Source organism: Acinetobacter sp. 40AMC3-4, from assembly GCF_049898185.1.
Lineage (GTDB): Bacteria > Pseudomonadota > Gammaproteobacteria > Pseudomonadales > Moraxellaceae > Acinetobacter.
In genome coordinates this window covers 366,513-390,268 of sequence record NZ_JAFCXG010000001.1, presented here as the reverse complement: position 1 = coordinate 390,268, position 23,756 = coordinate 366,513, and the positions used below count along the sequence as shown (strand labels likewise).

The following is a 23,756-nucleotide window of genomic DNA, read 5'->3' as shown; positions in this document are numbered from 1 at the left end:
ATATTGAATGAGTAACTGTCTTGAGATCACAGTTACGCTTTTTTGCAATTTACAGGTTTGATCACTTGAAAGTTTGTCAGAAGCGATTTAAAACATTGAGAAGTGTATAACAAGGATCAGAAATGAAGCTTTACTATTCACCAGGTGCCTGCTCACTAGCAGCACATATTATTTTAAATGAAATTAATGTCGATTTTGATTTGGAACGTGTTGATTTAAAAACACATAAAACAGAAAAAGGTACGGATTATTACGAAGTTAATCCTAAAGGCTATGTACCAGCGTTAGAAATTAACCCTGGTCTGATCCTGACAGAAAATGTTGCAATTCTACCGTTTCTTGCTCAACACGATCCAAAACAAGATTTGATCCCACCATCGGGCATGGGACGTGCCAAAGTGCTGGAATGGTTAGGTTATCTGAACTCTGAACTACATGATGCCTATGCGGTGTTCTTCGGTGGCAAGTTATCCGACGATGAAAAGAAAAAAGCCTATGCGGAGATTGATCGTCTATTGAGTTATATCGATAAAGCTATCGGTGAATCGGACAATGATTATCTGGTGGATGATAACTTTGGCCCTGCGGATGCTTATCTGTTTGTCTTGACCAACTGGTCGAACCAGATTGAGCATGATCTGAGTCCATATAAAAATATTATTCATATCCGTAATAAGGTGGCAGAACGTCAGTCTGTACAGATTACCATGCGTGATGAAGGTCTGATTCCTTAATTACTGGAAAAAATAAAGGACTCAATTGAGTCCTTTATTTTTGTTGATGAAAATTTATTTAAAGAAATAGCCGGTTTCCGGCGAGCTGGCATTGGCCATACGCTTGCGCGGCATACGGCCTGCAAGAAAAGCTTCTCGGCCTGCTTCAACGGCTTTTTTCATCGCAGATGCCATCAAGACCGGATTTTGCGCTGCCGCAATCGCTGTATTCATGAGTACGCCGTCACAGCCCAGTTCCATCGCAATCGCAGCATCACTGGCTGTACCGACACCGGCATCGACCAGAACCGGGACTTTGGCATTTTCCTTGATGATTGACAGGGTGTGTGGATTCAGAATGCCCAGACCAGAACCAATCAGGCTACCCAGTGGCATAATCGCGACACAGCCCATGCTTTCCAGCTCTTGCGCCACGATCGGATCATCCGAGGTATAAACCATGATCTCAAAGCCATCGTCAATCAAGGTGCGAGCGGCTTTCAATGTTTCAGTCACGTTTGGATAAAGCGTTTTTTCATCACCTAAAACTTCAAGTTTGACCAGATTGTGGCCATCGAGCAACTCACGCGCCAGCATACAGGTGCGGACGGCACTATTTGCATCGAAGCAACCTGCGGTATTCGGCAAAATGGTATATTTTTCCGGAGGAATGACTGACAGCAGGTTCGGCTGGTCAGGATCTTGGCCAATATTGACACGGCGAATAGCGACAGTGACAATCTCTGCACCACTGGTTTCAATGGCCTGCTGAGTTTCATTTAAATCTTTGTATTTGCCCGTGCCTACCAAAAGGCGTGACTGGAATTGGCGTGAACCAATCTGTAATAAATCTTGCATAATTGTCCCGAGTATTAGCCGCCACCGACCGCGTGAATAATTTCTATTTTGTCTGTATCGCAAATTGGCGTATCGCCCAATCTGCTTTTAGGAATAATCATTTCATTGACTTCAACTGCAAAACGCTTACCCTCAAGCGCCATACTCTGAATCAGTTCCAGCAGATTCTTGCAGTGAGTTTCCTGTTGTTCGCCATTGATGTAAATCATCATTCTAGCAACCCTCCATGATTAAGTGTTGTTCAAACTTATCTGGCGTATTTTAAAGCATTCCAGGCCAGAATTAACCATCCGGCAATCATTAAAGCCCCGCCGATGGGCGTAATAGCACCTAAACCGCGGGGTAATCCTAAGGCCATGATATACAGTGAGCCAGAAAACAGTAAAATGCCGACCTGAATCAGACCGAAGCTCCATTGAATGGGCAATGCAGGGATGACTTTCGCCAGTAAAGAAAGAATCAGTAGTCCTAAGGCATGATAGAAAAAATAATCCGTTGCCGTTTGCCACCAGCCGAGCTGTGCTTCAGTCGCCCGCGCTTTTAAACCATGTGCACCAAAAGCACCGAGCATGACTGCAAGTGCCAAATTAAGTGCTGAAATCGCAATCCACATTTGAATTGATCTTCCTGATAAAGTTTGCGCTCAACCTTAGCATAAATTCAAAATGCGGACATAAAAAAGCCTTCATCAAAGAAGGCTTTTTCGAGGTAAATCAGTAACAGAATTTGGTGTTAATTGGATGACATCGCCACTTTAATTTTTTCCATGGCATTTTTTTCCAGCTGACGAATACGTTCCGCAGAAACATTATATTCGGCTGCAAGCTCATGCAGGGTCGATTTCTCGTCATCTAGCCAGCGACGCTGCAAGATATTACGTGAACGATCATCTAGCTGATCCATGGCTTCATGCAGGGCAGAGGTGCTTTGCTCCTCATAGTCTTCATTTTCAATCAGACGAGCCGGGTCATAACGATTATCTTCAAGATATAACGCTGGTGCCACATGGGTGGAACCTTCATCATCGTCATCGCTTGATGCATCAAAAGCCGCATCATACGCCGTCAGACGGCCTTCCATTTCCAGTACTTGTTCTGGTGTGACATTTAAATCATTGGCAATAGACTGTGCTTCTGCGAGCGTCAACTTTTTCGATGATTTCTTCAGGCTGCGCAGATTAAAGAACAGTTTACGTTGCGCTTTAGTAGTGGCGATTTTCACAATACGCCAGTTACGGATCACGTATTCGTGAATTTCCGCCTTGATCCAGTGCACGGCAAATGACACTAAACGTACGCCCATATTCGGGTCAAAACGTTTTACAGCTTTCATCAGACCCAAGTTGCCTTCCTGAATCAGGTCACCTTGTGGCAGACCATAACCGGCATAACTACGCGCAATATGTACTACAAAACGCAAGTGCGACATGACCAGCATTTTCGCTGCATCTAAATCTTGGTCATAGTAATAGCGTTCAGCCAACTCTTTTTCTTGTTCGGCCGTTAAAATCGGAATCTGATTGACAGTGCTGATATAAGCACCGAGGTTGACACCTGGCGCCGATAATGACAGGGGCATCAACTGATTGCGGCTGTCACTCATGTGTTCTCCTTGAAGTGCGGGATAACCCTAAACTAGGTTTTATCTTAATCCAATCTCTCCGCAAATAATGGATATTTGGGTAGAGAAATGTAAAAAAGTATACGAAAGTGAAGATCAACAGTTTAATTGAAAATTTTTAAGATTCAATTAAGTAGTGAAACTCTGTATCAGAAATTTTTTTAAATTCAAGCTTGAGCTGATGCAGCTGACAATAGCGGCTGACATCTGTCTGGCTATGCGGATCAGATGATTTCAGCAGGAATGTTTTCTGATTTCCGGCCTTTAGTGCGCGCTTTAACATTAATAGCGGCATCGGGCACGGTTTTCCCATAGCGTCTATAAGGCTGAATTGCGCTGGATATTCGGACATTGCGGTTTTATTTAGATAGCAGAAAAGGCTATAAATAGTAGCAAATATGATGCCAGAACCAAACTGGTTTCAGAAAAAGAAGATCTAAATGACTTTATAAAGTCTTTTGACAATTTTCATGAAAAAAATAACTAAATCAAACAGAACATGCTAAAAAAAATCTATTAATTGTGATAAACCCATGTTAAGCTCGTTGCGTATTTGGGACTTTGAATAAACAAAGTGATTGTTTTTCACCCTATTACATAAATGGATGTAACCGGGATTTTGTTGATAGTTTTACAGAATGATTACAAGCTTAAAAATAATATTTTCAAACTTGTTTGCTCTGCTGTTTGCAACACCGGGTGGTCCTTCTTTTAGTTTCAATGAGGATTAACTTATGACAGCTGCTCGCGAACAAGGCGTAGTTAAGTGGTTTAACGATACTAAAGGCTTCGGCTTTATTCAACGTAATGGCGGCGATGACGTATTCGTTCATTTCCGTGCTATCCAAGGTGACGGTCACCGTTCACTTCGTGACGGCCAACGTGTTGAATTCAGTGTTGTTAAAGGCCAAAAAGGCTTTCAAGCTGAAGAAGTTCAACCATTAGACTAATCTTCGGATTAAGCTAAAAAGAAAACGCTCCAATATAACTTGGGGCGTTTTTTGTTTATACTATCCCTATCTTAGTGATTACCCAATTAGAGCACCGCTTTATGTCATCTGGTTTTGAAACCTTAAATTTACATCCCAATCTAAAAAAAGCGATTGATGCTTTAGGCTTTACCACCATGACGCCTATCCAGCAGAAGGTTTTGAAATTCACGCTGGCAGGACATGATGCCATTGGCCGTGCACAGACAGGTACAGGCAAAACTGCTGCCTTTTTAATTAGTATCATGAATGATCTCTTAAATAATCCGATTCAGGAACAACGCTATCGTGGTGAGCCACGTGCGCTGATTTTGGCACCGACCCGTGAACTGGCGTTACAGATCGAAAGCGATGCACAGGATCTGGCGAAATATGCTGGTCTCAATGTGGTGACCTTGCTGGGTGGTGTGGATTTTGACAAGCAAAAGAACCAGCTTAATAAAGCGCCTGTCGATATTATGGTGGCAACACCGGGTCGTCTGATTGATTTTGTAGAACAAAAAGAAGTCTGGCTGGATCAGATTGAATTTTTGGTCATTGATGAAGCTGACCGCCTATTGGATATGGGTTTTATTCCTTCAGTAAAGCGCATTGTACGTTTCTCGCCGCGTAAAGAACAACGTCAGACTCTGATGTTCTCTGCTACTTTTAGTTACGATGTATTGAATCTTGCGCAGCAATGGTTGTTTGAACCGGTCACAGTTGAAATTGAACCGGAAAAGAAAACCAATGCCGATGTCGAGCAGCGGGTTTATATGGTCGCTAAGGCGGACAAATATAAATTGTTGCAAGAAATCCTGCGTGATGAGCCGATTGAAAAAGTCATGATTTTTGCCAACCGTCGTGATCAGGTGCGCAAACTTTATGATCATTTAAAACGTGATGGCTATAAAGTAGTGATGCTGTCTGGCGAGATCGCTCAGGACAAACGTCTGAAAATGCTGGATCAGTTCAAAAATGGTAAACATAACATTATGATTGCAACGGATGTGGCAGGTCGTGGCATTCATGTTGATGGTGTATCGCATGTGGTGAACTTCACCTTGCCGGAACAGTCGGATGATTATGTGCATCGTATTGGCCGTACCGGTCGTGCGGGAACTAGTGGTGTGAGTATCAGTTTCCTTGCAGAAGATGATGCGTTCTATCTGCCAGAAATTGAAAAAGCCATTGGGCAAAAATTGCCTTTGACCCGTCTGGAAGGTTATTGTTAATCCAGATCATAGAAAAACCGCTCTTGAAGAGCGGTTTTTTATTGCGCTGTGGTTTAAGGCTTATTTGGCCTGACAGCGGAATGTAAGCACCGTCTGATAATCATCATTCTGGTTTAAACCAGTATTGGTACCTGCGATATTGCCAAGGACAGTAGCTGCTGCCTGAATCATCTGACCTGTTTGTTCATCGACCACGCCTTTTAAAGCGCCGTTATAAGCTGTCTTTTCATCTACAATAATTGGGGTTGATCGAGAGCCACAGGCTTTATTGGCCGCAGTAATCGCGTTGTTTTTCGAAGTCAGTTGATTTTTACCTAATCCGGTCACTTCATACTGGTTATTTTCCTTTTGCACTGCCAATGCAGTTGGATTTGATGCACAGGCAGTAAGCAGTAATGCGGAAATAGCTAATCCGCTGAAAGCGATTGTTTTTTTCATCATGAAATCTCAAGTAAATACGATGCTGAATATTTCAACACAGCAAGCAGCGCAGATTTTGTAGCTGTTGTATAGGTTTGGCAATTTTTGGTATAGCTCTATGTGAGTTAGGTGAAAAATAGAGCAGCACAGGATTGAAAAACCAAGCAACTTTATCTTCAAATTGTGATGAGCGTGCTGAATCGCTATGAAGTTTCTAGCGTATTTTTCTTTGAATATGCTAATCTTGAGTATGGTTTTTTAAGTGTAGATATACAAGGCAATGACGGAATCTGCGATTGACATCGTTCATCAAAATATTCACCAACGGCAATCGATTGGTCATCTGCTGGCACCCGCACCCAATGCAGAACAACTGGAAAGAGCCTTTCAAGCGGCATTAACTGCACCCGATCATCATCGGCTCAAGCCGACCACATTTGTGGTGGTTCCAGATAATCAGCGTGAAGCTTTTGGAGGGTTGCTGTCGCAGGCGCTCGTCGATTTGGGTGAAACTGAAACAGCGCAGATTGAGCGGGTCAAGAATCATCCATTTCGTGCGCCCTTATTGGTGCTTGCCTTAACGCGTTTGCAGGATCATCCTAAAGTTCCGCATTTTGAACAAATCCTTAGTTCAGGCGCAGCCATTCAGAATTTTCTGTTGTCACTTCAGGTTCAGGGTTTCTCGACCATGTGGCGTAGCGGTGCTGTAGTCGAGTCTGGCCTGTTTAAGCAGGCATTGGGAATTTCAAAAGATGATCTGGTCTCAGGTATTATTTATATTGGCACTGCAGCAAAAGCAATTCCAGCACGCGCAGAGATTCAAACCGGTGATTTTGTCAGTTATTGGAACCAGAACAGCTAGTTTGCAGGGTATAACAGGATATTAAAAAATAAGATGTCAGAATTAAATTTCTCAAAACTGGTAGAACCAGTTGCAGTTGATCATAAGACAGCTTTAAGAGTCACAGTATTGGGTGGGGGCAGTTTTGGTACTGCAATGGCCAATACTGCAGTGCGTAATGGTTGCAATACCATGATCTGGATTCGTGACGAAGCAGTTGCGGCAGATATTAATGCCACGCATATTAATAAACGCTATTTGCCAGATTTTAAGTTAGAAGAAAATCTGCTAGCGGTGTCAGATCTGGAACAGGCTGTGCGTGATCGCGATATTATTTTAGTCGCTATTCCGAGTCATTCCTTTCGGGATGTCTTGCAGCAAATCAAACCTTTTATTACGTCGCAAGCCGTGATCTCGCTGACCAAGGGTATTGAAGCCAAAACCTTTAGTTTCATGAGCGATATTATTCGTGAAGTGTTGCCTGAAGTGCCTTATGGTGTGTTATCAGGACCGAATCTGGCCAAGGAAATTGTGGCAGGACAGCCGGCAGGAACCGTGATTGCCAGCCAGTCCGAGCTGGTGCGTTATGCCGTACAACAAGCCCTACATAGTGCCTTGTTCCGCGTATTCGCCAGTGATGATGTGCATGGGGTAGAACTCGGGGGCGCATTAAAAAATATCTATGCTGTCGCGATGGGCATGGCTGCTGCGTATAACGTGGGTGAAAATACCAAGAGTATGATCCTGACCCGTGCTTTGGCCGAAATGAGCCGTTTTGCAGTAAAACTCGGTGCAAATCCGCTGACCTTTCTTGGGCTTTCAGGTGTGGGTGATTTGTTCGCAACCTGTAGCAGTCCGCTCAGTCGTAATTATCAGGTGGGTTACGCACTTGGCAAGGGTAAGACTTTGGAGCAGGCAACAACTGAACTGGGTCAAACGGCAGAAGGGATTAATACCATTTTGCAGGTCAAGGCACGTTCGGAAGAACTCGATGTGTATATGCCGATTACTTCGGCCTTGTATGATGTGATTTTTGAAGGTGCGCCGCCACTCAATATTGCCTTGTCATTGATGAAAAATGGTCATCGCAGTGATGTTGAATTTGTCTTGCCACATCATCAAGTCTGATCTATAACACAGGGACTGTCTGCGAATTGTCATATCAGCTAGTTAACATGCAGGCAAAAGAATATAAGGAAATCAAATGCAACTGACTTTAGTTCGACATGGCGAGGCCGCACCACCGGTCAATGGTAATGACACCAAGCGACCTTTAACGGAGCGTGGTCATCAACAGGCTGAGCAGACTTCACAGTTCTTAAAGGATCTGATTAAGCCTGAAGTCTTTGTGGTCAGTCCGTTATTGCGTGCGCAGGAAACTCTGGCACATTTGCAGCAGTATTTTAAAGATGTGCCGGTGGTGATCTGTAATACCATCAAACCGGATGATGATGCCAAAGTCGCAGTGGAATGGTTGTCGCAACTGCCTTATGAGTCGATTGCAGTGGTATGCCATATGAATGTGGTGGCACATATGTCTTCCATTCTGCTGGCTGAATCTTTTCAACCTTATGCATTGGCAGAAGCACGTATTTATGATCAGGCGGTGATTGCCCCTGGCTTATCCACACAGATAAAAAGCTTTAGTCCTACACTATAAAAAATTAATTAAAACGGCAGAACACAATCAATGTTGTATTTATGGATGCCTGAAGCCAATGGGGTTTGGCAATGGTCAACTGGGGAATTCTGGAACACTGCGGACACATTAGAACAGCTGATTCAGGATATACAGGCTCATCATGGCGAAGAGGCGATGGTATTTTTCCCGAGCCGTCATGTGCAAATTTTGCAGCAGACCTTGCCCAAGAGCCAATATAAGAAAATGGGCAATGATGGCATTAAATATTTGCTCGAAGAATATGTGGTGCTGCCGGTAGATGCCATGAAAGTGCTGCATCATTTTCAACAGCCGGATCAGATCAGCATTATGGGAATTGCGAATTCTACGCTTGAGACCTTGCAACATGCTTTAAGCCTGATCCCGGTCAAGCTAGCAGCTTTGTTGCCGGACTTTTTAGTGCTGCCGGTTCCTGATGCCAATCATCGTGTGATTGCTCAAATTGGTGGGCGTTTGCTGGTGCGCGAGTCGGAATATATCGGTCAGTCGCTAGATGATCTAAGCCTTTATCTGGATTATCAGTCCAAGGACCTCAGCTATAAGGTGAGCAACCTGAATCAGGAGCAGTTGCGTAGTCTTGAAGCACTCATCACTCAGGAGCAACTGGAGTCTTTCCAATATGGTATTCCTGTACTGAAAAAACCAAAACAGCATCCGTTTAATATATTGCCTAAAGCAAAATCTGATGGTGCTATTTCCGGTTACTGGAAAGCCTGCGCGGCAGTTTTTCTGGGTATTTTGGTATTGCAGTTTAGTTATGATGCTGTGCGCTGGTATCAATATAAAAAAGTGGCGAATCAGACTGCCGCGCAAGCCATTGACCAGTTTAAATACTGGTTTGGACAAAATTATCCGGTCACTGAGCAGAATATCAAAAGTCAGTTTGAAGGGCAGTTGCGTCAAAGCCAGATTGCAGATACGCATGCATTACAGCTGATTAGTCGGGTGGGGCCTGTCTTGATGCAAAATCAGATTGTGGCACAACGGGTAAATTATGATACTTCTGTGCTAAGTATGGAGCTTAAGGCTAATTCATCAGAAACGTTAAATGCACTGACCACGCAATTGAGCCAGCAAGGTTTTAAGGTGGAGCTGGGGAATATTCAGGCCAGCGGAACAGCTGCGATCGGACTGGTGAGGATTCAATAATGAAAGGCCTTGAAGCGCTACAAAATCGTATGGATCAGTCTTTTGAAACACTGAGTGATTATCTGGACAGCTTGTCGGTACGTGAACGGGTAATGGTAATTTTTACCACTGTTTTTGTGATTGTGGCGGCAGTCGGTTCTGCACTCTGGTATATGCATCAGGCGGCAGATACCCAGCAAAAACGCTTAAATCAGCTGAAAGATACCATTGTTTGGATGCAAAGTAATGCAGTAACCATGAAACCGGCTGGGGACACCCAACTGGATGCAGCGGAGAAAGTACAGCGAGTCGCACAGCAGCAAGGATTGTCGGTGGCTTCCCAGCAAATGGAAGGAAAAATTCAATTGGCGGTCATGCATGAAAATTATGCAGTACTGGCAAATTTCCTGACTCAGCTGGCACAAATGGGGCTAAGTATCGAGAAAATGGAACTAAATAATGAGGCAGGACAGATTAAATTAACGGCGACCATACAATAAACGGTAAAAATAAAGATTTGCAAAGCATGGTTTTTTTGTCAGCCTATGCCTATAATATGCCGACTTAAAAAGCAGTAGACTTTTCTGGATATGTTGTATTCTCTAGCCCGCCCTTTGTTGTTTTCTTTAGCACCAGAGCGTGCACATGAGCTGACATTATCACTATTGAAATCATCCCATAAAATGGGCTTGATGCGTCAAAATGTTGCTGCGAAACCTGTGACCTGTATGGGAATCGAATTTCCCAATCCGGTAGGTCTTGCGGCAGGTTTGGACAAAAATGGTGCCTATATTGACGCCCTTGCCGGTCAAGGTTTTGGTTTTATTGAAATTGGTACCATTACCCCGAGACCGCAAGCCGGCAATCCTCATCCGCGTTTATTTCGTTTGCCACAGGTCAAAGCCATTATTAACCGTATGGGCTTTAACAATGATGGCGTGGATCAGCTGGTTGAAAATGTCAAAGCGGCCAAATTTAAAGGCATTCTCGGTATTAATATCGGTAAAAACGCTGATACTCCGGTAGAAAAAGCAGTAGATGATTACCTCATCTGTTTAGAAAAAGTCTATAATTATGCTTCTTATATTACCGTCAACATTTCTTCTCCCAATACCAAAAACCTGCGCAGCCTGCAAAGTGGTGATGCACTCACCGAACTGCTGGAAACACTGAAGAAGCGTCAGCTTGAATTGGCTCAGGAATACCAGCATTATGTACCTTTGGTACTGAAAGTGGCGCCTGATCTGGATAACAGCGATATTGCCTTTATTGCCAAGCAATTATTGCAATTCAAGATTGATGGCCTGATCGTGACCAATACCACACTGTCACGTGAAGGTGTAGAGGGTCTGGAGCATGCAGAGGAAGCAGGTGGTTTGTCTGGCGCGCCAGTATTTGAGAAAAGTACCGCATGTCTGGCTACATTTGCTGCGGTATTAAAAGGACAAATTCCATTGATTGGTGTGGGTGGTATTCTTTCAGGTGCAGATGCTGCTGCCAAGAAACAGGCAGGCGCCAGCCTTGTACAAGTTTATAGTGGCCTCATCTATACTGGACCTAAACTTGTAAAAGATTGTGTAGACGCACTTTAAATCCTATGAATGCCATTGATATCTTTCTACTGATTATCTTGCTCATTGGAGGGCTCAACGGTTTGCGTCAAGGATTTATTAAAGCCTTTGCGAACTTAGTGGGATGGATCTTTGCCCTGATTGTTGCGGCAAAATATTCAACGCTACTTGCGCCGTCTATGGTTGCTCTGAGTACAGATCCAGTCGTACAAAAGATTGCGGCCTTCGCTTTTATCGTCCTGCTGATTGTAGTTCTGACCTGGATCGTTACTGCACTGTTGAACCGTATTTTAAAGAGTCTTAAACTGGGCCCTCTCAACCGTCTGGCGGGTGGTGTCTTTGGTAGCCTGAAAGGTTTGCTGATTGTTCTGATTACCATGCAGGGAATTGGCCCGTGGGTAGAAAGCTCACCTCATTGGAAACAGTCCAAGTTTATTCAAGCCTTATTGCCTTATGCACCTTGGGCGACTCAAATGTCGAAAGAAGCCGCGAATGGCGCACTACAACATATCAAGCCTGAAGGGACATCGAAACCTTCAGCTTCATCATCTGAAACATCGTCCAAGTCTGGAGCTGCAGATGAGTCTACAAATAATCCTTTTTATTAATCCTAGCTTGTCTGCGAGGTTGCTATGTGTGGAGTAGTTGGTATAGCTGGTAAATCACCCGTTAACCAAATGTTGTTTGATGCATTAACGATGTTGCAACATCGTGGACAAGATGCAGCTGGGATCGTGACATGTGATGAAGGACGTTTATTCCTGCGCAAAGACAATGGTATGGTGCGTGATGTATTCCATACCCGTCATATGCGTGCTTTGAAAGGAAATTACGGTATTGGTCATGTGCGTTATCCAACAGCCGGTTCATCGAGCAGTGCTGAAGCACAGCCGTTTTATGTGAACTCGCCGTACGGGATTACCTTGGCACATAATGGTAACCTGACCAATGCTGAAGAAATTCATGATGACCTGTTCAAAACTGACTTGCGTCATATGAACACCGATTCTGATTCGGAAGTCCTGTTAAACGTGTTTGCGCATGAATTGCAAAAACATGGCAAACTGGTACCTACGTCGGAAGATATTTTCCATGCGGTGACGCGTGTGCATGAGCGTTGTAAAGGTGCTTATGGCGTGGTGGCGATGATTACCGGTCAGGGTCTGGTAGGCTTCCGTGATCCAAATGGTATTCGTCCATTGATCTACGGTTCGCGTGAAACTGAACAGGGTATGGAGTATATCATTGCTTCTGAGTCGGTTGCGATTACTGCGCTGGGCTTTAAAGTTGAGCGTGATATTTTGCCTGGTGAAGCGGTATTTATTGATTTAGAAGGTAACTTCTTCACCAAGCAATGTGCAGTGAATGCTGAATACCGTCCTTGTATTTTTGAATATGTTTATTTTGCCCGTCCAGATGCCATCATTGATGGAATCTCGGTGTATAAAGCACGTTTGAAAATGGGTGAGAAGCTGGCGCAAAAAATTCTGCGTGAGTGGGGTGAAGAGCATGATATTGATGTGGTGATTCCGATTCCGGATACTTCACGTACTTCAGCGCTAGAACTTGCCAATATGTTGGGCGTGAAATTCCGTGAAGGTTTCATGAAAAACCGTTATATCGGCCGGACCTTCATTATGCCTGGTCAGCAGCTGCGTAAAAAATCGGTACGTCAAAAACTGAACCCGGTTGAGCTTGAGTTTAAAGGTAAAAACGTACTGTTGGTGGATGACTCGATTGTCCGTGGTACGACCTGTAATGAAATTATCCAGATGGCTCGTGATTCTGGCGCGAAAAAAGTATTCTTCGCTTCTGCAGCACCGATGGTGAAATATCCAAACGTTTACGGTATTGATATGCCAGCAAAATCAGAATTGATTGCATCGGAACGTAGCGTGGAAGAAATCCGTGAAATTATTGGTGCTGACCGTCTGATTTTCCAGGATCTGGAAGATTTGAAAGATGCGGTAAGAACCACCAAAGTACCGGATGTCAAAGACTTTGATTGTTCAGTGTTTGATGGCATCTATGTTTCGGGCGGTATTGATGCGCAATATCTGGATGATCTTCAGCAAAAACGTAGTGACAGTGCCATGAAAGAAAGCAATTATATTGATGTCAATATTGATGCAGCCTCAGTGGATTTGACTGGCGTACGCGAAGTTTAAACATTTAAAATCATCATGAAAAAGCGGGAATTTCCCGCTTTTTTGTTTTATGATGAACCCATTGAAAATCATCATTTTAGGGTTCTGCATTGCGAAACGTAGGATACGATTTTATAAAAAACAAAAATATAGTACTGCCTGTAAGTTTTTGCCTGATTGCAATTCTGTTGACTATTTTTATTATTAATACCGTTGTTGGTCTCTTTGTTTTTTATACTGATCCTAGCCAGTCAATCTTCTGGCATGCGCTAAGTCCTTATCTGATTGCTTTGTTGTTATGTGCCATGATGATCTCGGTCATCTATGAATTCTATATTTTTCGGAATGGCGGTTATTCGCTGGCGAAGCAGTTGGGTGCACGTCGGTTGAGTCCGATGGACAGTATTCCAGAAGAAAGTGCTGCACTGCACATTAACCAGCAACTGTCAGAGACTTTTCTGATTGACGTTCCGGCGGTATATGTGCTGCCCGATGAAGTTGGTGTCAATGCATTGACGGCAGGGTTTAGTCCGCGGGATACCGCAATTATCCTGACTTGGGGTGCGATACAAACACTGGATAAAGTCGAGCTGTATGGCTTGCTCAGCCATGAATTCAATAAAATCCTGTCTGGTGAAGCTGCGGAAAATACCCGTTTGAAAATTCTGTATAGCAGTTTAACTACGTTTAGTCAGTGTGGCAGTAAGATTGCCAAGTCCGGTTTTTATCGAGCGGGTAGTCCTCGTGAAAACAAGTTCGAAACTTTCTATGTTTCAGTGGGCGCGGTGATCTGGCTGATTGGTAGTTTGGGTGTTTTGATTTCCCGTTTCATTAAATATATTTCACTCGGTGGTCGGACCTATAAAAATGATCGAAAGACCCGACGCCTGATTCAAAATGATGCCAATATTCAGACTTTACTCAGAATTCATGTGCATCATTCCGGCTCCCAGATTTATAGTGAATATGCTGAATCCATTTCACATATGTGCTTTGCCAATTCCTTGAGCCCACAAAACTGGCTGAATATTCATCCCCATATCAATCAGCGGATTTATGAATTAAATCCTGCCTTGATTCAGGACTTACAGCTTGAGAATCTGAAAAAACTCAAAAATCAGCCTTTGTTTAGTTTGTTCCGTTCTTTAGAAGAAGTGGTGCCTGAAACTGCAATGAGCTGGAGCTCGCCACAGCCTTTGCCATTATTGCGGCTGTCTCCGATCAGTTTTGCGATTAAAGATGCGATCAAACCACTGAATCCGGAACTTCGGCTCAAGATGCCACGTCCGGAACTGATTGAGCGTGCATTACAAACCGCAACTGGTTCTCGTGAAGTGATGGTCGCCATTTTAATGATCCGTCAATATCGTGAATTTATTCCGACTGAGGCTGAAGTTAGCCGTGCCATTGTAGATTCATTGCTCAATCTGGACGGGCGGGTGCATATCTCGATTTTCCAGCAAGCTTGTAACAATATTGGTGGCATGCCGACAACTGTTGCACGCCAGTTTTTGATGAAGCTGGCACGGATTATTCAGGAAGATGGCGAAATTGGCCTGTTGGATGCATTATTACTGGAATGTGTGAAATACGAACTGAATTTGCTTCCTGCACATACGCCTACAGCACTCGATGAGGTCAAGCCACAGATTGTGCGTTTGATCGACGCCTTGCTGCATGTACAGCAGATTAATAGCGGCAACCAGCTTGAGGTGCGGGAGCGGATTTTAAACCGGATTCTGACCGCTCAGGAACTGGACTTATATAATGAAATTTCTGATGAGCCGATTGATCTAGCAGAAATCCTGAATGATATTGCGGGGCTGTTATTGCGTGATCGCCTCAGTATTTTAGGTATTGCAGAGGCCTGTTTGTGGAGTGATCGTATCGTGACACAGGATGAGTTGGACGTGATGGAGCTGTTGTATTGGCGCTTGGGTTTTGAGGCAGAACAGGTCGTTCAGCAAATGTTAAAGAAGAACAGTTTAACCATTCTGTAGAAAATAAATGAGAACGCGCAGCTTTAGCCGGAATCTGTTATAACAGCAGGAATGGTTTAATTGTGTATTAAAAGCACGGTTTTTAGCAGACAGCTAAACTTTGTACTAGAATCCATCAGGATAAAAAAGAAAAGCTGAAAAAGTTCGGCAAAGCACAGGCAATCCGGCTAAAATGTTCAGCCTGAAATTGGTGATGATGAAAAGATGATTGGGCATCAGCGTGACATACTGGCAACATTAGGAATCGATCTCTGGATTCCTAGGGACAGCGCATGTCAGCCGCACCAGGTTTCGATCTGGCGTGATCAGGCTGCACCTGAATTTCACACCGATATCGTCTTACCACAGCCTGCTTCCGTAGAGGCGTTGGCTGATCTACCGATTCCTGAGCCAGAGCCAATTGTTACGCTTAAGGTTGATACACCACCTGCGGCACCGACTCACATTGTACCTGTTCAGGAACAGCGTGAAATCGTACAAATCCCGCCATTCAGTTTGCAGGCTTTAAGTCTGGCACATTGCAGTATCGTGATTGATGCAACTGCAATGACCGAAGACACCCAGAATTTATGGGGCAATATCCAGCGTGCAGTCCCAGGTGAGTTTCATGAGCTGAACTGGCCATTTCCCTGGGCCAATGTTCAGGATGGACGTGGTGTAGAATCCTATATTCAGGGTTTTCTGGATGGAATGAGTGCAGAGAAAAATATTATTTTCCTCGGGCCTGCAGCGCATATATCAAATACGAAAATGATCCAGTTGGCATCTTTACAAGAAATGCTGGATCAGCCGATTCTAAAAAAACGTTTATGGCAGTTTATGCAAAATAGGACTGCCAGTCTGGAATAATCTTGCTGTGGAATAAAAATAGATGAAACAAAAAGTGGTTGTATTTAGTCAAATTGATACTGATATTCAAAACAAGCTGGAACAAAATTATCAGGTGAGTTATATACAACCGAAGCTAGGCGATGTGAATCAACAGCTTTTGCAGCAGGTTCAGGATGCTGATGGCATGATTGGCGCAGGGCGCTTGTTGAATCGCGATAATCTGGCCAGTGCCACCCGGTTAAAAATTATCTCCAGTGTCAGTGTCGGTTATGACAACTATGAACTGGATTATTTAAATGAAAAGAAAATTTATCTCAGTCATACGCCGCATGTACTGACTGAAACCACTGCTGACCTGGCTTTTACTTTACTGATGTCAGCAGCACGCAAAGTGGCTTACCTGGATCAATGGACCAAGCAGGGACAATGGCAGCGTACCGTGGGCGAAGCACAATTTGGTATGGATATTTTTGGAAAAACCCTCGGAATTATTGGTCTCGGTCATATTGGAGCTGCAATCGCACGTCGTGGTTTTTACGGTTTTAATATGAATATTCTGTATCATAATCGTCGGGAAAAACCAGAACTTGCTCAAGGGTTGAATGCGAAATATTGCCAGCTTGAGGAACTGTTACAGCGTTCTGACTTTGTGGTCGTTGCAGTAGATTTGAATGCGGATTCTAAGGCGCTGATTGCGACAGCGGAATTGGCTAAAATGCAATCCCATGCAGTATTGGTCAATATTTCACGTGGCTCGGTCATTGATGAACAGGCATTAACTTCAGCTTTAAAAGCCAAGCAGGTTTTTGCTGCCGGTCTGGATGTGTATCAGAAAGAGCCGTTAAAGGAATCGGAATTATTCCAGTTGGATAATGTGGTTACATTGCCACATGTGGGTTCGGCCACTGCAGCCACCCGTAAAAAAATGGCAGAACTGGCTTATCAGAATCTTGTTGATGCCTTGGAAGGACGAGTGCCCCGTTATGTGGTCAATCCGGAATTTTAAAATGCATCTGATTCGTCGTTTAAATGGTATTAAAAAATAACATTTTCTTGCGTCTCTGCTCATTGTTCAATGCTATATTCAAGATAAATTAGATCGGCAGGATTAGAGATTTTTCATTGAAACGATTGGCGCTGGCGTGTGGCTTAAGTCTGTATATGGTAGCAGGGCACGGCTCTAACCATGATTTTAATCAAGTAAATGTACAATTTTCTGTGCCTGATATTGGTACAGGCGTCGGCTTACTCGATCAACAAAAAGAAAAAATGATCGGTGAAAAAGTCTATCGTGAAGTGCATAAACAAATGCCGGTCCTGCAAAATCCATGGCTTGAAGATCAGTTGCTTTCAGTATTTTCTCATATCCTGAGTCAGACTCAATTGCAACAGCCGATCGGTTTGCTGGTCATTAATGATCCCCAAATTAATGCTTTCGCCGTACCGGGTGGCCTCTTTGCACTTAATGCTGGTCTGATTAATTCAGCCCGAAACATGGATGAAGTGGCAGGAGTGATGGCGCATGAAATTGCACATGTCACACAACGTCATTACAGTCGCTCTCAGGATGCATTTAAAGGGCAAGGTTTACTGGCGCTAGCCGGAATTCTCATCGGTGCTTTGGTCGCTTCTCAGGCAGATGGCGATGTCGGCACAGCGGTCATGATGGGTTCACAGGCAGCACTTCTGGATAAACAGCTTACCTATAGCCGTAATCAGGAGCGTGAGGCAGACCGGATTGGTATGCAATATATGTATCGTTCCGGTTATAACCCGCATAGTATGGCAGATTTCTTTGAGGTCATGCATCGCTCGACCAGCCGCTTAAGCTTTCTGCCGGATTTCTGGTTCACTCATCCACTCACCACCGAGCGTATGAGTGAAGCACGTTTACGTGCCAACCAGCTTCCTGCGGTGAAACGCAGTCTCAATGACCAAGACTTTGACATTATCAAGTGGTATAGCAGGGTATTGTCTGGTCAGACCAATGCAGAGCAGCTTATCCTGATGGACCGGCAAAATAATTTTGCAGGCCAGCTTGCCTTAACTGCCTATCGAATACAGCAAAGTGATTTCCAGGCCGCGCAGGCCACTTTAGATCGAGCAAAAAAGCATAACCAGATGCATCCTTTACAGGTTTTATTCCAGACTGATATTTATTTAGCTCAGAACCAGCTTGATGCAGCTTTGGAAAGTGTAGCGTCAGCAGCGCGGATCATGCCGGAAAATCGAGCGCTCAATTATAAATATGCAGAAGTGCTGATTCGCGCCAAGCAACCCGATAAAGCAAAAGTTTTAGTGCAGCGATTTCTAAATGCCAATTCACGGGATGTCAGTGGCTGGCGACTAATGCAACTGGCTGCCAATGCAGAGCCAGATTCGCCGATTAAGGCTGCTAATGTGCTGCGCTATCGTGCAGAAGTAGAATATTGGTCAGGATATGAAGAAACTGCCATCAAATCATTATTACATGCACAGCGTAGCGTAAAGAATAATCAATCTTTATCGTCCACCATTCGCCAGCGTCTGAAGCAGATGCAGCAGGCACATCAATATAAGATTTAAAGCTGAACTGGGTTTTAAGTTTTTGTATCAGGATGATATAGCAAGAATATATTCAATCAGGCTACAATCTTTTTGAAAGATCAGCGTGAATCAAACTGAAGCATAATATGAAAAAAATACTATTGGGCGTGTGTCTACTGGGGTGGAGTTATGGGGTTTTTGCTGCGAGTGCAGTTGAATATGTAGAAGCAATAGAACGAATTAATGCGGATTATAAAAAGGAATCGCGTCAGTTTTTAAGTGGTTTAAATCCGCAGCAACAGGGATTTAGTCCTGAGCAGAATGCAAAATTTTGTGGAATTGTAGGACGTTATGTTGATCGTTTATATCAGGCCGCTGACCAGAATCGTCCTTATCTGGATCGTCAGTTTCAAAATATGAGTAAACGGGATGTAATTGTAGAAGTGAAATCGTCGAAAGAGATGCAATTACTTAAGCGTTATCAGGTCGATTGTAATTTGCAATGAGAATACGTCAAGAACTGTCTTTGATGATTAAAGGCAGTTCAACGTTAAAGACAAGATGCTAGAAAGTAGGGATTAAGCAAGTTGCGCTTTGATTTTGGCGGAAACTTGTGCAGGATCGGCGCGCCCGGCTATGAGCGGACGCAGAGAATTCATCACCTTACCCATATCTTTCATGCTAGTAGCTTGTTGCGCTGCAATAGCTTGCGCAATCATGGAATCAAGTTCTTCCTCAGTCATAGCTTCTGGTAGAAACTGAGACAAAATCTCAATTTCGGCTTGTTCCTTACTAGCTAAATCATCTCGGCCAGCGCCTGCAAAGGCTTTAACCGATTCTTTACGTTGTTTAATTTGTTTTTCAATGACCGCAAGAACCTGAGCGTCGTCAAGTTCTTTGCGCTCATCGACTTCGATTTGCTTAATTGCTGCCTGTAGACTGCGAATGACCGTCAGCTTGGACATTTCTTTGGCACGCATTGTTGCTTTCAAAACATCCGTGATTTGGTCTTTTAAAGTCGTCATTATTTATTCAAGGCAATCAATCACAAATTAATCTTAGTAAAGGCGAGTCGTACGTACTGATTCACGCGCCAATTTCTTTTGGTAGCGTTTAACAGCAGCAGCTTTTTTGCGCTTACGTTCTTGAGTTGGTTTCTCGTAGAATTCACGCTTACGTACGTCAGCAAGAACACCCGCTTTTTCGCATGAACGTTTGAAACGACGGATAGCTACGTCTACTGGCTCGCCTTCTTTCAATTTAACTTGTGGCATGAAGAATCCTCATATCAGTTAGGGTAAGATCTCGGGCTGAATTGCCCTCAATCACAAGTGAAGGTCAGTATTTTACTCATTTACATCTCATACCACAAGTCTATAATAGTTGCTGCAATAGAATTGATACAGGTTATAGGCAGTTTAATGATCGTTTTAGGCTTGGAAACGTCGTGTGATGAAACAGGACTTGCGCTGTATGACAGCGAGTTGGGTTTGCGCGGACAGGTGCTTTATAGCCAGATTAAACTGCATGCAGAATATGGCGGTGTAGTTCCAGAGCTGGCGTCACGTGATCATGTGCGTAAACTGATTCCACTCATCAATGAGCTGCTTGAACAGAGCGGCGTGAAAAAATCAGAAATTGATGCAGTCGCATATACCCGTGGCCCGGGTCTGATGGGCGCACTCATGACAGGCGCATTGTTTGGTCGTACTTTGGCCTTTGCACTGAATAAACCCGCAATTGGTGTGCATCATATGGAAGGTCATATGCTGGCACCTTTGTTGTCAGAAACTCCGCCTGAGTTTCCATTTGTTGCATTATTGGTATCGGGTGGACATTCTCAGCTCATGGCTGCTTATGGCATTGGCCAGTATGAATTGCTCGGTGAATCCATTGATGATGCGGCAGGCGAAGCCTTTGATAAAGTCGCGAAAATGATGGGCTTGCCATATCCGGGCGGTCCGAATATCTCTAAATTGGCGGAACAGGGCGATCCAAATGCATTTGCATTCCCACGCCCAATGCTGCATCAAGGTCTGGAATTCTCATTCAGTGGTCTAAAAACGGCAGTTTCTGTACAGATGAAAAAACTGGGTGATGAAAACCGCGATGCCGACATCGCTGCCAGTTTTCAGGAAGCCATTGTCGATACTCTGGTGAAAAAGTCGGTGAAAGCATTGAAGCAAACGGGGCTTAAACGTCTGGTGATTGCGGGCGGTGTCAGTGCCAATAAGCGTTTACGTGAGCGTTTAGAAGCAGATTTAGCCAAGATCCGTGCATCTGTTTATTATGCTGAACCTGCACTCTGTACAGACAATGGTGCAATGATTGCTTTTGCGGGCTATCAGCGTTTAAAAGCAGGGCAGCATGATGGCTTGGCGGTGACCACCACACCACGCTGGCCAATGACGGAATTGACTAATCCGACAGAGGCATAGATTTCAGGCTTGAAAAAAAGAGGCTAAGGCCTCTTTTTTATTGTGAATTTTTAAATGAAAACTTATAGCAACGGTATGTTGTAAATATATAGTTTTATAGCTGTATTTAGAGCTTGTATATTCTATTGAAACCGGAAAAATAGTTTAATAGCTTAAGTTTATATCATGCATATTTTTACAGGTTTGTAGCAGAGGCAATCTCGGATGGAAAATATAAATTTCAAAAGTTTTCAGGATGCTGGAGAGGCAGTATTAAAGTTTCTGCATCAGCATTTTGGCTTTGATTTATGGATGATTACCCGGGTAGAAGGCCAAGACTGGATTGTGCTGCAAAGTGAAGACCATGGTTATGATATACGACCCGGCCAAGTGTTTCAGTGGGCTGATTCTTTTTGTTCTCATATGGTCGCAGGTAAGGCCCCGAGAATTGCACCTCGCTCTGAAGAAATTCCTTTATATGCCACAGCGCCGATTAATCAGCAGGTCTGTATAAAATCTTATATTGGTCAGCCACTCCTTAAAGAAGATGGCAGTTTGTTTGGAACGCTCTGTGCGATTGATCCAGAAACCAAATCAGAAGCTATTGTGCAAGATATACAACTGGTCGAGTTGTTGGGACAATTACTCAGTTCGATCTTGCAGGCAGAATTACGTCAGAGTGAGCAGATGAGACAGCATGAATTATTGCAGGAAGAAGCCAGTAAAGATGAATTGACCGGGCTATATAATCGTCGCGCTTGGGAAAAACTGCTGCGAGCAGAAGAAGAGCGTTGCAAGCAATATGGTCATCCCGCCGCTGTATTATTTATTGACCTGAATGACCTAAAAAAAGTGAATGATAATTTAGGTCATGATGAAGGTGACAAACTGATTCAAAATGCAGCGCAAATATTACGAGATAATGTACGGATCAATGATATTGTTGCTCGTTTCGGTGGTGATGAGTTTGTGATTCTTAGCGTGGAAAATGATGAAACGGGTACTGAAAGTTTAGTGGATCGTTTAATTAATGCCTTTGCAGCAGCAAACATTGGCGCAGCGATTGGTATGGCGATGCGTCATCCTGGTCATGGTTTATTTGCAGCGCTCGCACAAGCGGATCAGAACATGTTTGAATATAAGCGTCGGAAAAAATTCAGTGAATCCGTGACCAATCTAAAATAATTGACGCTTTAAATCTTCTGTAAATAATTAAGTATTTCATATTATAAAAATGATCATTTTCTATGTTCTAAAGTCATCCTATCTTTTAATATTCTCCTTCATTCCTATGTGTAGAAGTTGAACATGATTCTCCATAAAAAGAAAATTCAATCCATCTTTAACTTAACCATTACAAATTTTATAAGCTTTGTTGCAAAGTAAATTGACCTAATTAAATGCGCTTTAATCGTGTTGAAAAGTGACTCTGGTAAGGAGCGAGCTTCAAATAAGCACTTCATTTCTTATGATAATTGTTGTTTGAAATATACATTAAAATTACAGAACCAAAAATTTCTTTGTTTAAAAATAAAGCGCTATCTAAGGATAAAACTGGTTGCCAAGAAAAAACATTACCGGCAGAAATAGCATTTGAGCTGTTCAGTTTCGAGATGGCCAATCTTTAGTGATCACCAAATAAAAATGCAAAGAAATTTTAGGGAATAAATTTTATAAAAAAGCAGATTTCTATCTTTGGACTCGCTCTTGTCTCGGGTTTAATGAGTGCCTGTGGTGGTGGGGGAAGTAGCTCAGACAGTCCTACTGTCACTACACCTCCAAATGTTCCGAAAGAAAGTATTTCCTCTGAGCTTTCAGAGGAATTTGTCCTGCTTGAAGATCAGGACATTGTAGACAAAATTCGAGATAAAATTTCCGGAAATACCAGTAATGATACCGACTATAACGTTGCTCTAGGTCACATGATTGGAGAAGTATTTGCAGATTATCCTTATGGGCGTACTGCACGTATCATCAAAATTTATAATCTGGGCATCAATAGTATTAAATATCCAAATCTGATCTGTTCGGAAGTCAATACCACTGGTTCGGTCAAAACCCTGAAATTAAAAACAGATAAAGATAACTGTATTATTCTGGATAAAACTTACCGTAAAGGCTCAAACATTACTCAGACGGTGAATGGTGACACGACGACTTTAAGCTTTAGCAATGTCCGTTATGGTTCAAATGTAGATTTTAATCTCAAGGACGACTACCTGATTTCTGGCACAATTGTGCATCGTAAAACCAAAAATAACATGGGTGAATCCGAATCTTATCAAATCGATCAGTTGGAATTCCAGCGTATCGCCGAGACCGGTCAGGCAGGTACTTCTGGAATCGCGTTTGATACAAAGAGCAAAGAATATCTGCAGGTGCGTAATTATAATTACAGCTTGGTCGATGATTATGGCAGTGGCAGTAATGGGATTCGTACCTTAACCAGTCGTGGTACGATTATCGGTCAGCCTGATCTGACAGATTATCGTTACAGTTTTGATTTTAATACCACGACACCATTTAAAATGGATGAAACCGTATTAAATAACTATAAGCATTTGCCAAAAGAGGGCGTGCTTAGAATTAAGGACAGCGATGATCAGGTAATTGAGGTCAAACAGAACCAGCCTGAATCATTGAAGGCTACTGTTTATTTCAATGGCAGTGAAATTGATGACCTGCTATGGTCTACCATTATCGGTGATAAACAATAATTCGAGATGTCAAAAAAGCCCTGTATTTCCAGGGCTTTTTTTATTATTGATTGGGGAGAAGTCTTTATTACAAAACTATTTTG

Annotated in this window: 27 protein-coding genes; 19 read left to right on the top strand and 8 right to left on the bottom strand. The window is 43.2% G+C overall.

Annotation, left to right across the window (positions count from 1 at the left end; translation table 11 throughout):
- Positions 1 to 122: 122 nt before the first annotated feature.
- On the top strand, positions 123 to 734 hold the full coding sequence (locus ACP7BU_RS01955; protein ID WP_425878041.1) for a glutathione binding-like protein: 612 nt from the start codon (positions 123 to 125) through the stop codon (positions 732 to 734).
- A gap of 54 nt (positions 735 to 788) precedes the next feature.
- Here the strand turns inward: ACP7BU_RS01955 and ACP7BU_RS01950 are convergent, their stop codons facing one another.
- The 5 genes from ACP7BU_RS01950 to ACP7BU_RS01930 all read right to left on the bottom strand — a co-directional run bounded on the left by ACP7BU_RS01950 (position 789) and on the right by ACP7BU_RS01930 (position 3,543).
- On the bottom strand, positions 789 to 1,571 hold the full coding sequence (locus ACP7BU_RS01950; RefSeq protein ID WP_004646601.1) for a thiazole synthase: 783 nt from the start codon (positions 1,569 to 1,571) through the stop codon (positions 789 to 791).
- A 14-nt stretch (positions 1,572 to 1,585) separates the two neighbouring features.
- Positions 1,586 to 1,783: a sulfur carrier protein ThiS gene (thiS, locus tag ACP7BU_RS01945; RefSeq protein WP_004280105.1), complete on the bottom strand. Its 198-nt coding sequence runs from the start codon at positions 1,781 to 1,783 to the stop codon at positions 1,586 to 1,588.
- Between the two features lie 35 nt (positions 1,784 to 1,818).
- Positions 1,819 to 2,184, bottom strand: coding sequence for a DUF423 domain-containing protein (locus ACP7BU_RS01940; protein WP_004280103.1), 366 nt, complete (start codon positions 2,182 to 2,184; stop codon positions 1,819 to 1,821).
- A 119-nt stretch (positions 2,185 to 2,303) separates the two neighbouring features.
- Complete coding sequence (gene rpoH / locus ACP7BU_RS01935) at positions 2,304 to 3,173, bottom strand: RNA polymerase sigma factor RpoH (protein WP_004280101.1); 870 nt, start codon at positions 3,171 to 3,173, stop codon at positions 2,304 to 2,306.
- Positions 3,174 to 3,309: 136 nt separating this feature from the next.
- Entirely contained in the window at positions 3,310 to 3,543 is a 234-nt protein-coding gene (locus tag ACP7BU_RS01930; RefSeq protein WP_004280100.1) for a sulfurtransferase TusA family protein, read from the bottom strand.
- A gap of 382 nt (positions 3,544 to 3,925) precedes the next feature.
- On the opposite strand from ACP7BU_RS01930, the gene ACP7BU_RS01925 reads away from it, so the two are divergent.
- Together ACP7BU_RS01925 and rhlB are read left to right on the top strand one after the other, a co-directional pair.
- On the top strand, positions 3,926 to 4,141 hold the full coding sequence (locus ACP7BU_RS01925) for a cold-shock protein (RefSeq protein WP_004280099.1): 216 nt from the start codon (positions 3,926 to 3,928) through the stop codon (positions 4,139 to 4,141).
- A gap of 101 nt (positions 4,142 to 4,242) precedes the next feature.
- Positions 4,243 to 5,394 (top strand): ATP-dependent RNA helicase RhlB, encoded by a 1,152-nt coding sequence (gene rhlB, locus ACP7BU_RS01920; RefSeq protein ID WP_004280098.1) that lies wholly within the window; start codon positions 4,243 to 4,245, stop codon positions 5,392 to 5,394.
- 60 nt (positions 5,395 to 5,454) lie between these two features.
- Here the strand turns inward: rhlB and ACP7BU_RS01915 are convergent, their stop codons facing one another.
- The gene (locus ACP7BU_RS01915; protein WP_004646604.1) at positions 5,455 to 5,835 is read right to left on the bottom strand and encodes a hypothetical protein; all 381 of its coding nucleotides are present in this window, start codon (positions 5,833 to 5,835) and stop codon (positions 5,455 to 5,457) included.
- Positions 5,836 to 6,094: 259 nt separating this feature from the next.
- On the opposite strand from ACP7BU_RS01915, the gene ACP7BU_RS01910 reads away from it, so the two are divergent.
- The 13 genes from ACP7BU_RS01910 (at position 6,095) to ACP7BU_RS01850 (ending at position 19,045) form a co-directional block, all read left to right on the top strand.
- Positions 6,095 to 6,676 carry a nitroreductase family protein gene (locus ACP7BU_RS01910; protein ID WP_044112675.1) on the top strand — a complete coding sequence of 194 codons (582 nt, stop codon included), beginning with the start codon at positions 6,095 to 6,097 and terminating at the stop codon, positions 6,674 to 6,676.
- A gap of 33 nt (positions 6,677 to 6,709) precedes the next feature.
- The gene (locus ACP7BU_RS01905) at positions 6,710 to 7,783 is read left to right on the top strand and encodes an NAD(P)H-dependent glycerol-3-phosphate dehydrogenase (RefSeq protein ID WP_253100218.1); all 1,074 of its coding nucleotides are present in this window, start codon (positions 6,710 to 6,712) and stop codon (positions 7,781 to 7,783) included.
- A 76-nt stretch (positions 7,784 to 7,859) separates the two neighbouring features.
- Positions 7,860 to 8,315, top strand: a complete 456-nt coding sequence (locus ACP7BU_RS01900; protein WP_005246746.1) for a phosphoglycerate mutase family protein — start codon at positions 7,860 to 7,862, stop codon at positions 8,313 to 8,315.
- Positions 8,316 to 8,345: 30 nt separating this feature from the next.
- Complete coding sequence (gene gspL, locus ACP7BU_RS01895; protein ID WP_425878047.1) at positions 8,346 to 9,485, top strand: type II secretion system protein GspL; 1,140 nt, start codon at positions 8,346 to 8,348, stop codon at positions 9,483 to 9,485.
- A complete protein-coding gene (gene gspM, locus ACP7BU_RS01890) occupies positions 9,485 to 9,964 on the top strand; it encodes a type II secretion system protein GspM (protein WP_425878049.1) in 480 nt (159 codons plus the stop codon). The genes gspL and gspM overlap by 1 nt, the downstream gene beginning before the upstream one ends.
- A gap of 90 nt (positions 9,965 to 10,054) precedes the next feature.
- Positions 10,055 to 11,056, top strand: coding sequence for a quinone-dependent dihydroorotate dehydrogenase (locus ACP7BU_RS01885; protein WP_219309651.1), 1,002 nt, complete (start codon positions 10,055 to 10,057; stop codon positions 11,054 to 11,056).
- A 5-nt stretch (positions 11,057 to 11,061) separates the two neighbouring features.
- The gene (locus ACP7BU_RS01880) at positions 11,062 to 11,643 is read left to right on the top strand and encodes a CvpA family protein (RefSeq protein ID WP_005246742.1); all 582 of its coding nucleotides are present in this window, start codon (positions 11,062 to 11,064) and stop codon (positions 11,641 to 11,643) included.
- Positions 11,644 to 11,667: 24 nt separating this feature from the next.
- Complete coding sequence (gene purF, locus ACP7BU_RS01875; protein ID WP_180038885.1) at positions 11,668 to 13,203, top strand: amidophosphoribosyltransferase; 1,536 nt, start codon at positions 11,668 to 11,670, stop codon at positions 13,201 to 13,203.
- An 89-nt stretch (positions 13,204 to 13,292) separates the two neighbouring features.
- Entirely contained in the window at positions 13,293 to 15,182 is a 1,890-nt protein-coding gene (locus tag ACP7BU_RS01870; protein WP_004729955.1) for a M48 family metalloprotease, read from the top strand.
- A gap of 204 nt (positions 15,183 to 15,386) precedes the next feature.
- Positions 15,387 to 16,031, top strand: a complete 645-nt coding sequence (locus tag ACP7BU_RS01865; RefSeq protein ID WP_219309645.1) for a hypothetical protein — start codon at positions 15,387 to 15,389, stop codon at positions 16,029 to 16,031.
- A 22-nt stretch (positions 16,032 to 16,053) separates the two neighbouring features.
- Positions 16,054 to 17,019, top strand: coding sequence for a 2-hydroxyacid dehydrogenase (locus ACP7BU_RS01860; RefSeq protein ID WP_219309643.1), 966 nt, complete (start codon positions 16,054 to 16,056; stop codon positions 17,017 to 17,019).
- A gap of 116 nt (positions 17,020 to 17,135) precedes the next feature.
- Positions 17,136 to 18,578, top strand: a complete 1,443-nt coding sequence (locus ACP7BU_RS01855) for a M48 family metalloprotease (RefSeq protein ID WP_425878053.1) — start codon at positions 17,136 to 17,138, stop codon at positions 18,576 to 18,578.
- A gap of 107 nt (positions 18,579 to 18,685) precedes the next feature.
- Positions 18,686 to 19,045 carry a hypothetical protein gene (locus ACP7BU_RS01850; protein ID WP_005107293.1) on the top strand — a complete coding sequence of 120 codons (360 nt, stop codon included), beginning with the start codon at positions 18,686 to 18,688 and terminating at the stop codon, positions 19,043 to 19,045.
- A 72-nt stretch (positions 19,046 to 19,117) separates the two neighbouring features.
- Here the strand turns inward: ACP7BU_RS01850 and ACP7BU_RS01845 are convergent, their stop codons facing one another.
- Positions 19,118 to 19,564, bottom strand: a complete 447-nt coding sequence (locus tag ACP7BU_RS01845) for a GatB/YqeY domain-containing protein (RefSeq protein WP_004280076.1) — start codon at positions 19,562 to 19,564, stop codon at positions 19,118 to 19,120.
- Between the two features lie 33 nt (positions 19,565 to 19,597).
- The gene (gene rpsU / locus ACP7BU_RS01840) at positions 19,598 to 19,813 is read right to left on the bottom strand and encodes a 30S ribosomal protein S21 (RefSeq protein WP_001136722.1); all 216 of its coding nucleotides are present in this window, start codon (positions 19,811 to 19,813) and stop codon (positions 19,598 to 19,600) included.
- A gap of 147 nt (positions 19,814 to 19,960) precedes the next feature.
- On the opposite strand from rpsU, the gene tsaD reads away from it, so the two are divergent.
- The 3 genes from tsaD (at position 19,961) to ACP7BU_RS01825 (ending at position 23,673) form a co-directional block, all read left to right on the top strand.
- A complete protein-coding gene (gene tsaD, locus ACP7BU_RS01835) occupies positions 19,961 to 20,977 on the top strand; it encodes a tRNA (adenosine(37)-N6)-threonylcarbamoyltransferase complex transferase subunit TsaD (RefSeq protein ID WP_004280030.1) in 1,017 nt (338 codons plus the stop codon).
- A 204-nt stretch (positions 20,978 to 21,181) separates the two neighbouring features.
- Complete coding sequence (locus ACP7BU_RS01830) at positions 21,182 to 22,141, top strand: sensor domain-containing diguanylate cyclase (RefSeq protein WP_425878059.1); 960 nt, start codon at positions 21,182 to 21,184, stop codon at positions 22,139 to 22,141.
- A gap of 488 nt (positions 22,142 to 22,629) precedes the next feature.
- Positions 22,630 to 23,673, top strand: a complete 1,044-nt coding sequence (locus ACP7BU_RS01825) for a hypothetical protein (RefSeq protein WP_425878574.1) — start codon at positions 22,630 to 22,632, stop codon at positions 23,671 to 23,673.
- The last annotated feature ends 83 nt before the right edge of the window (positions 23,674 to 23,756 follow it).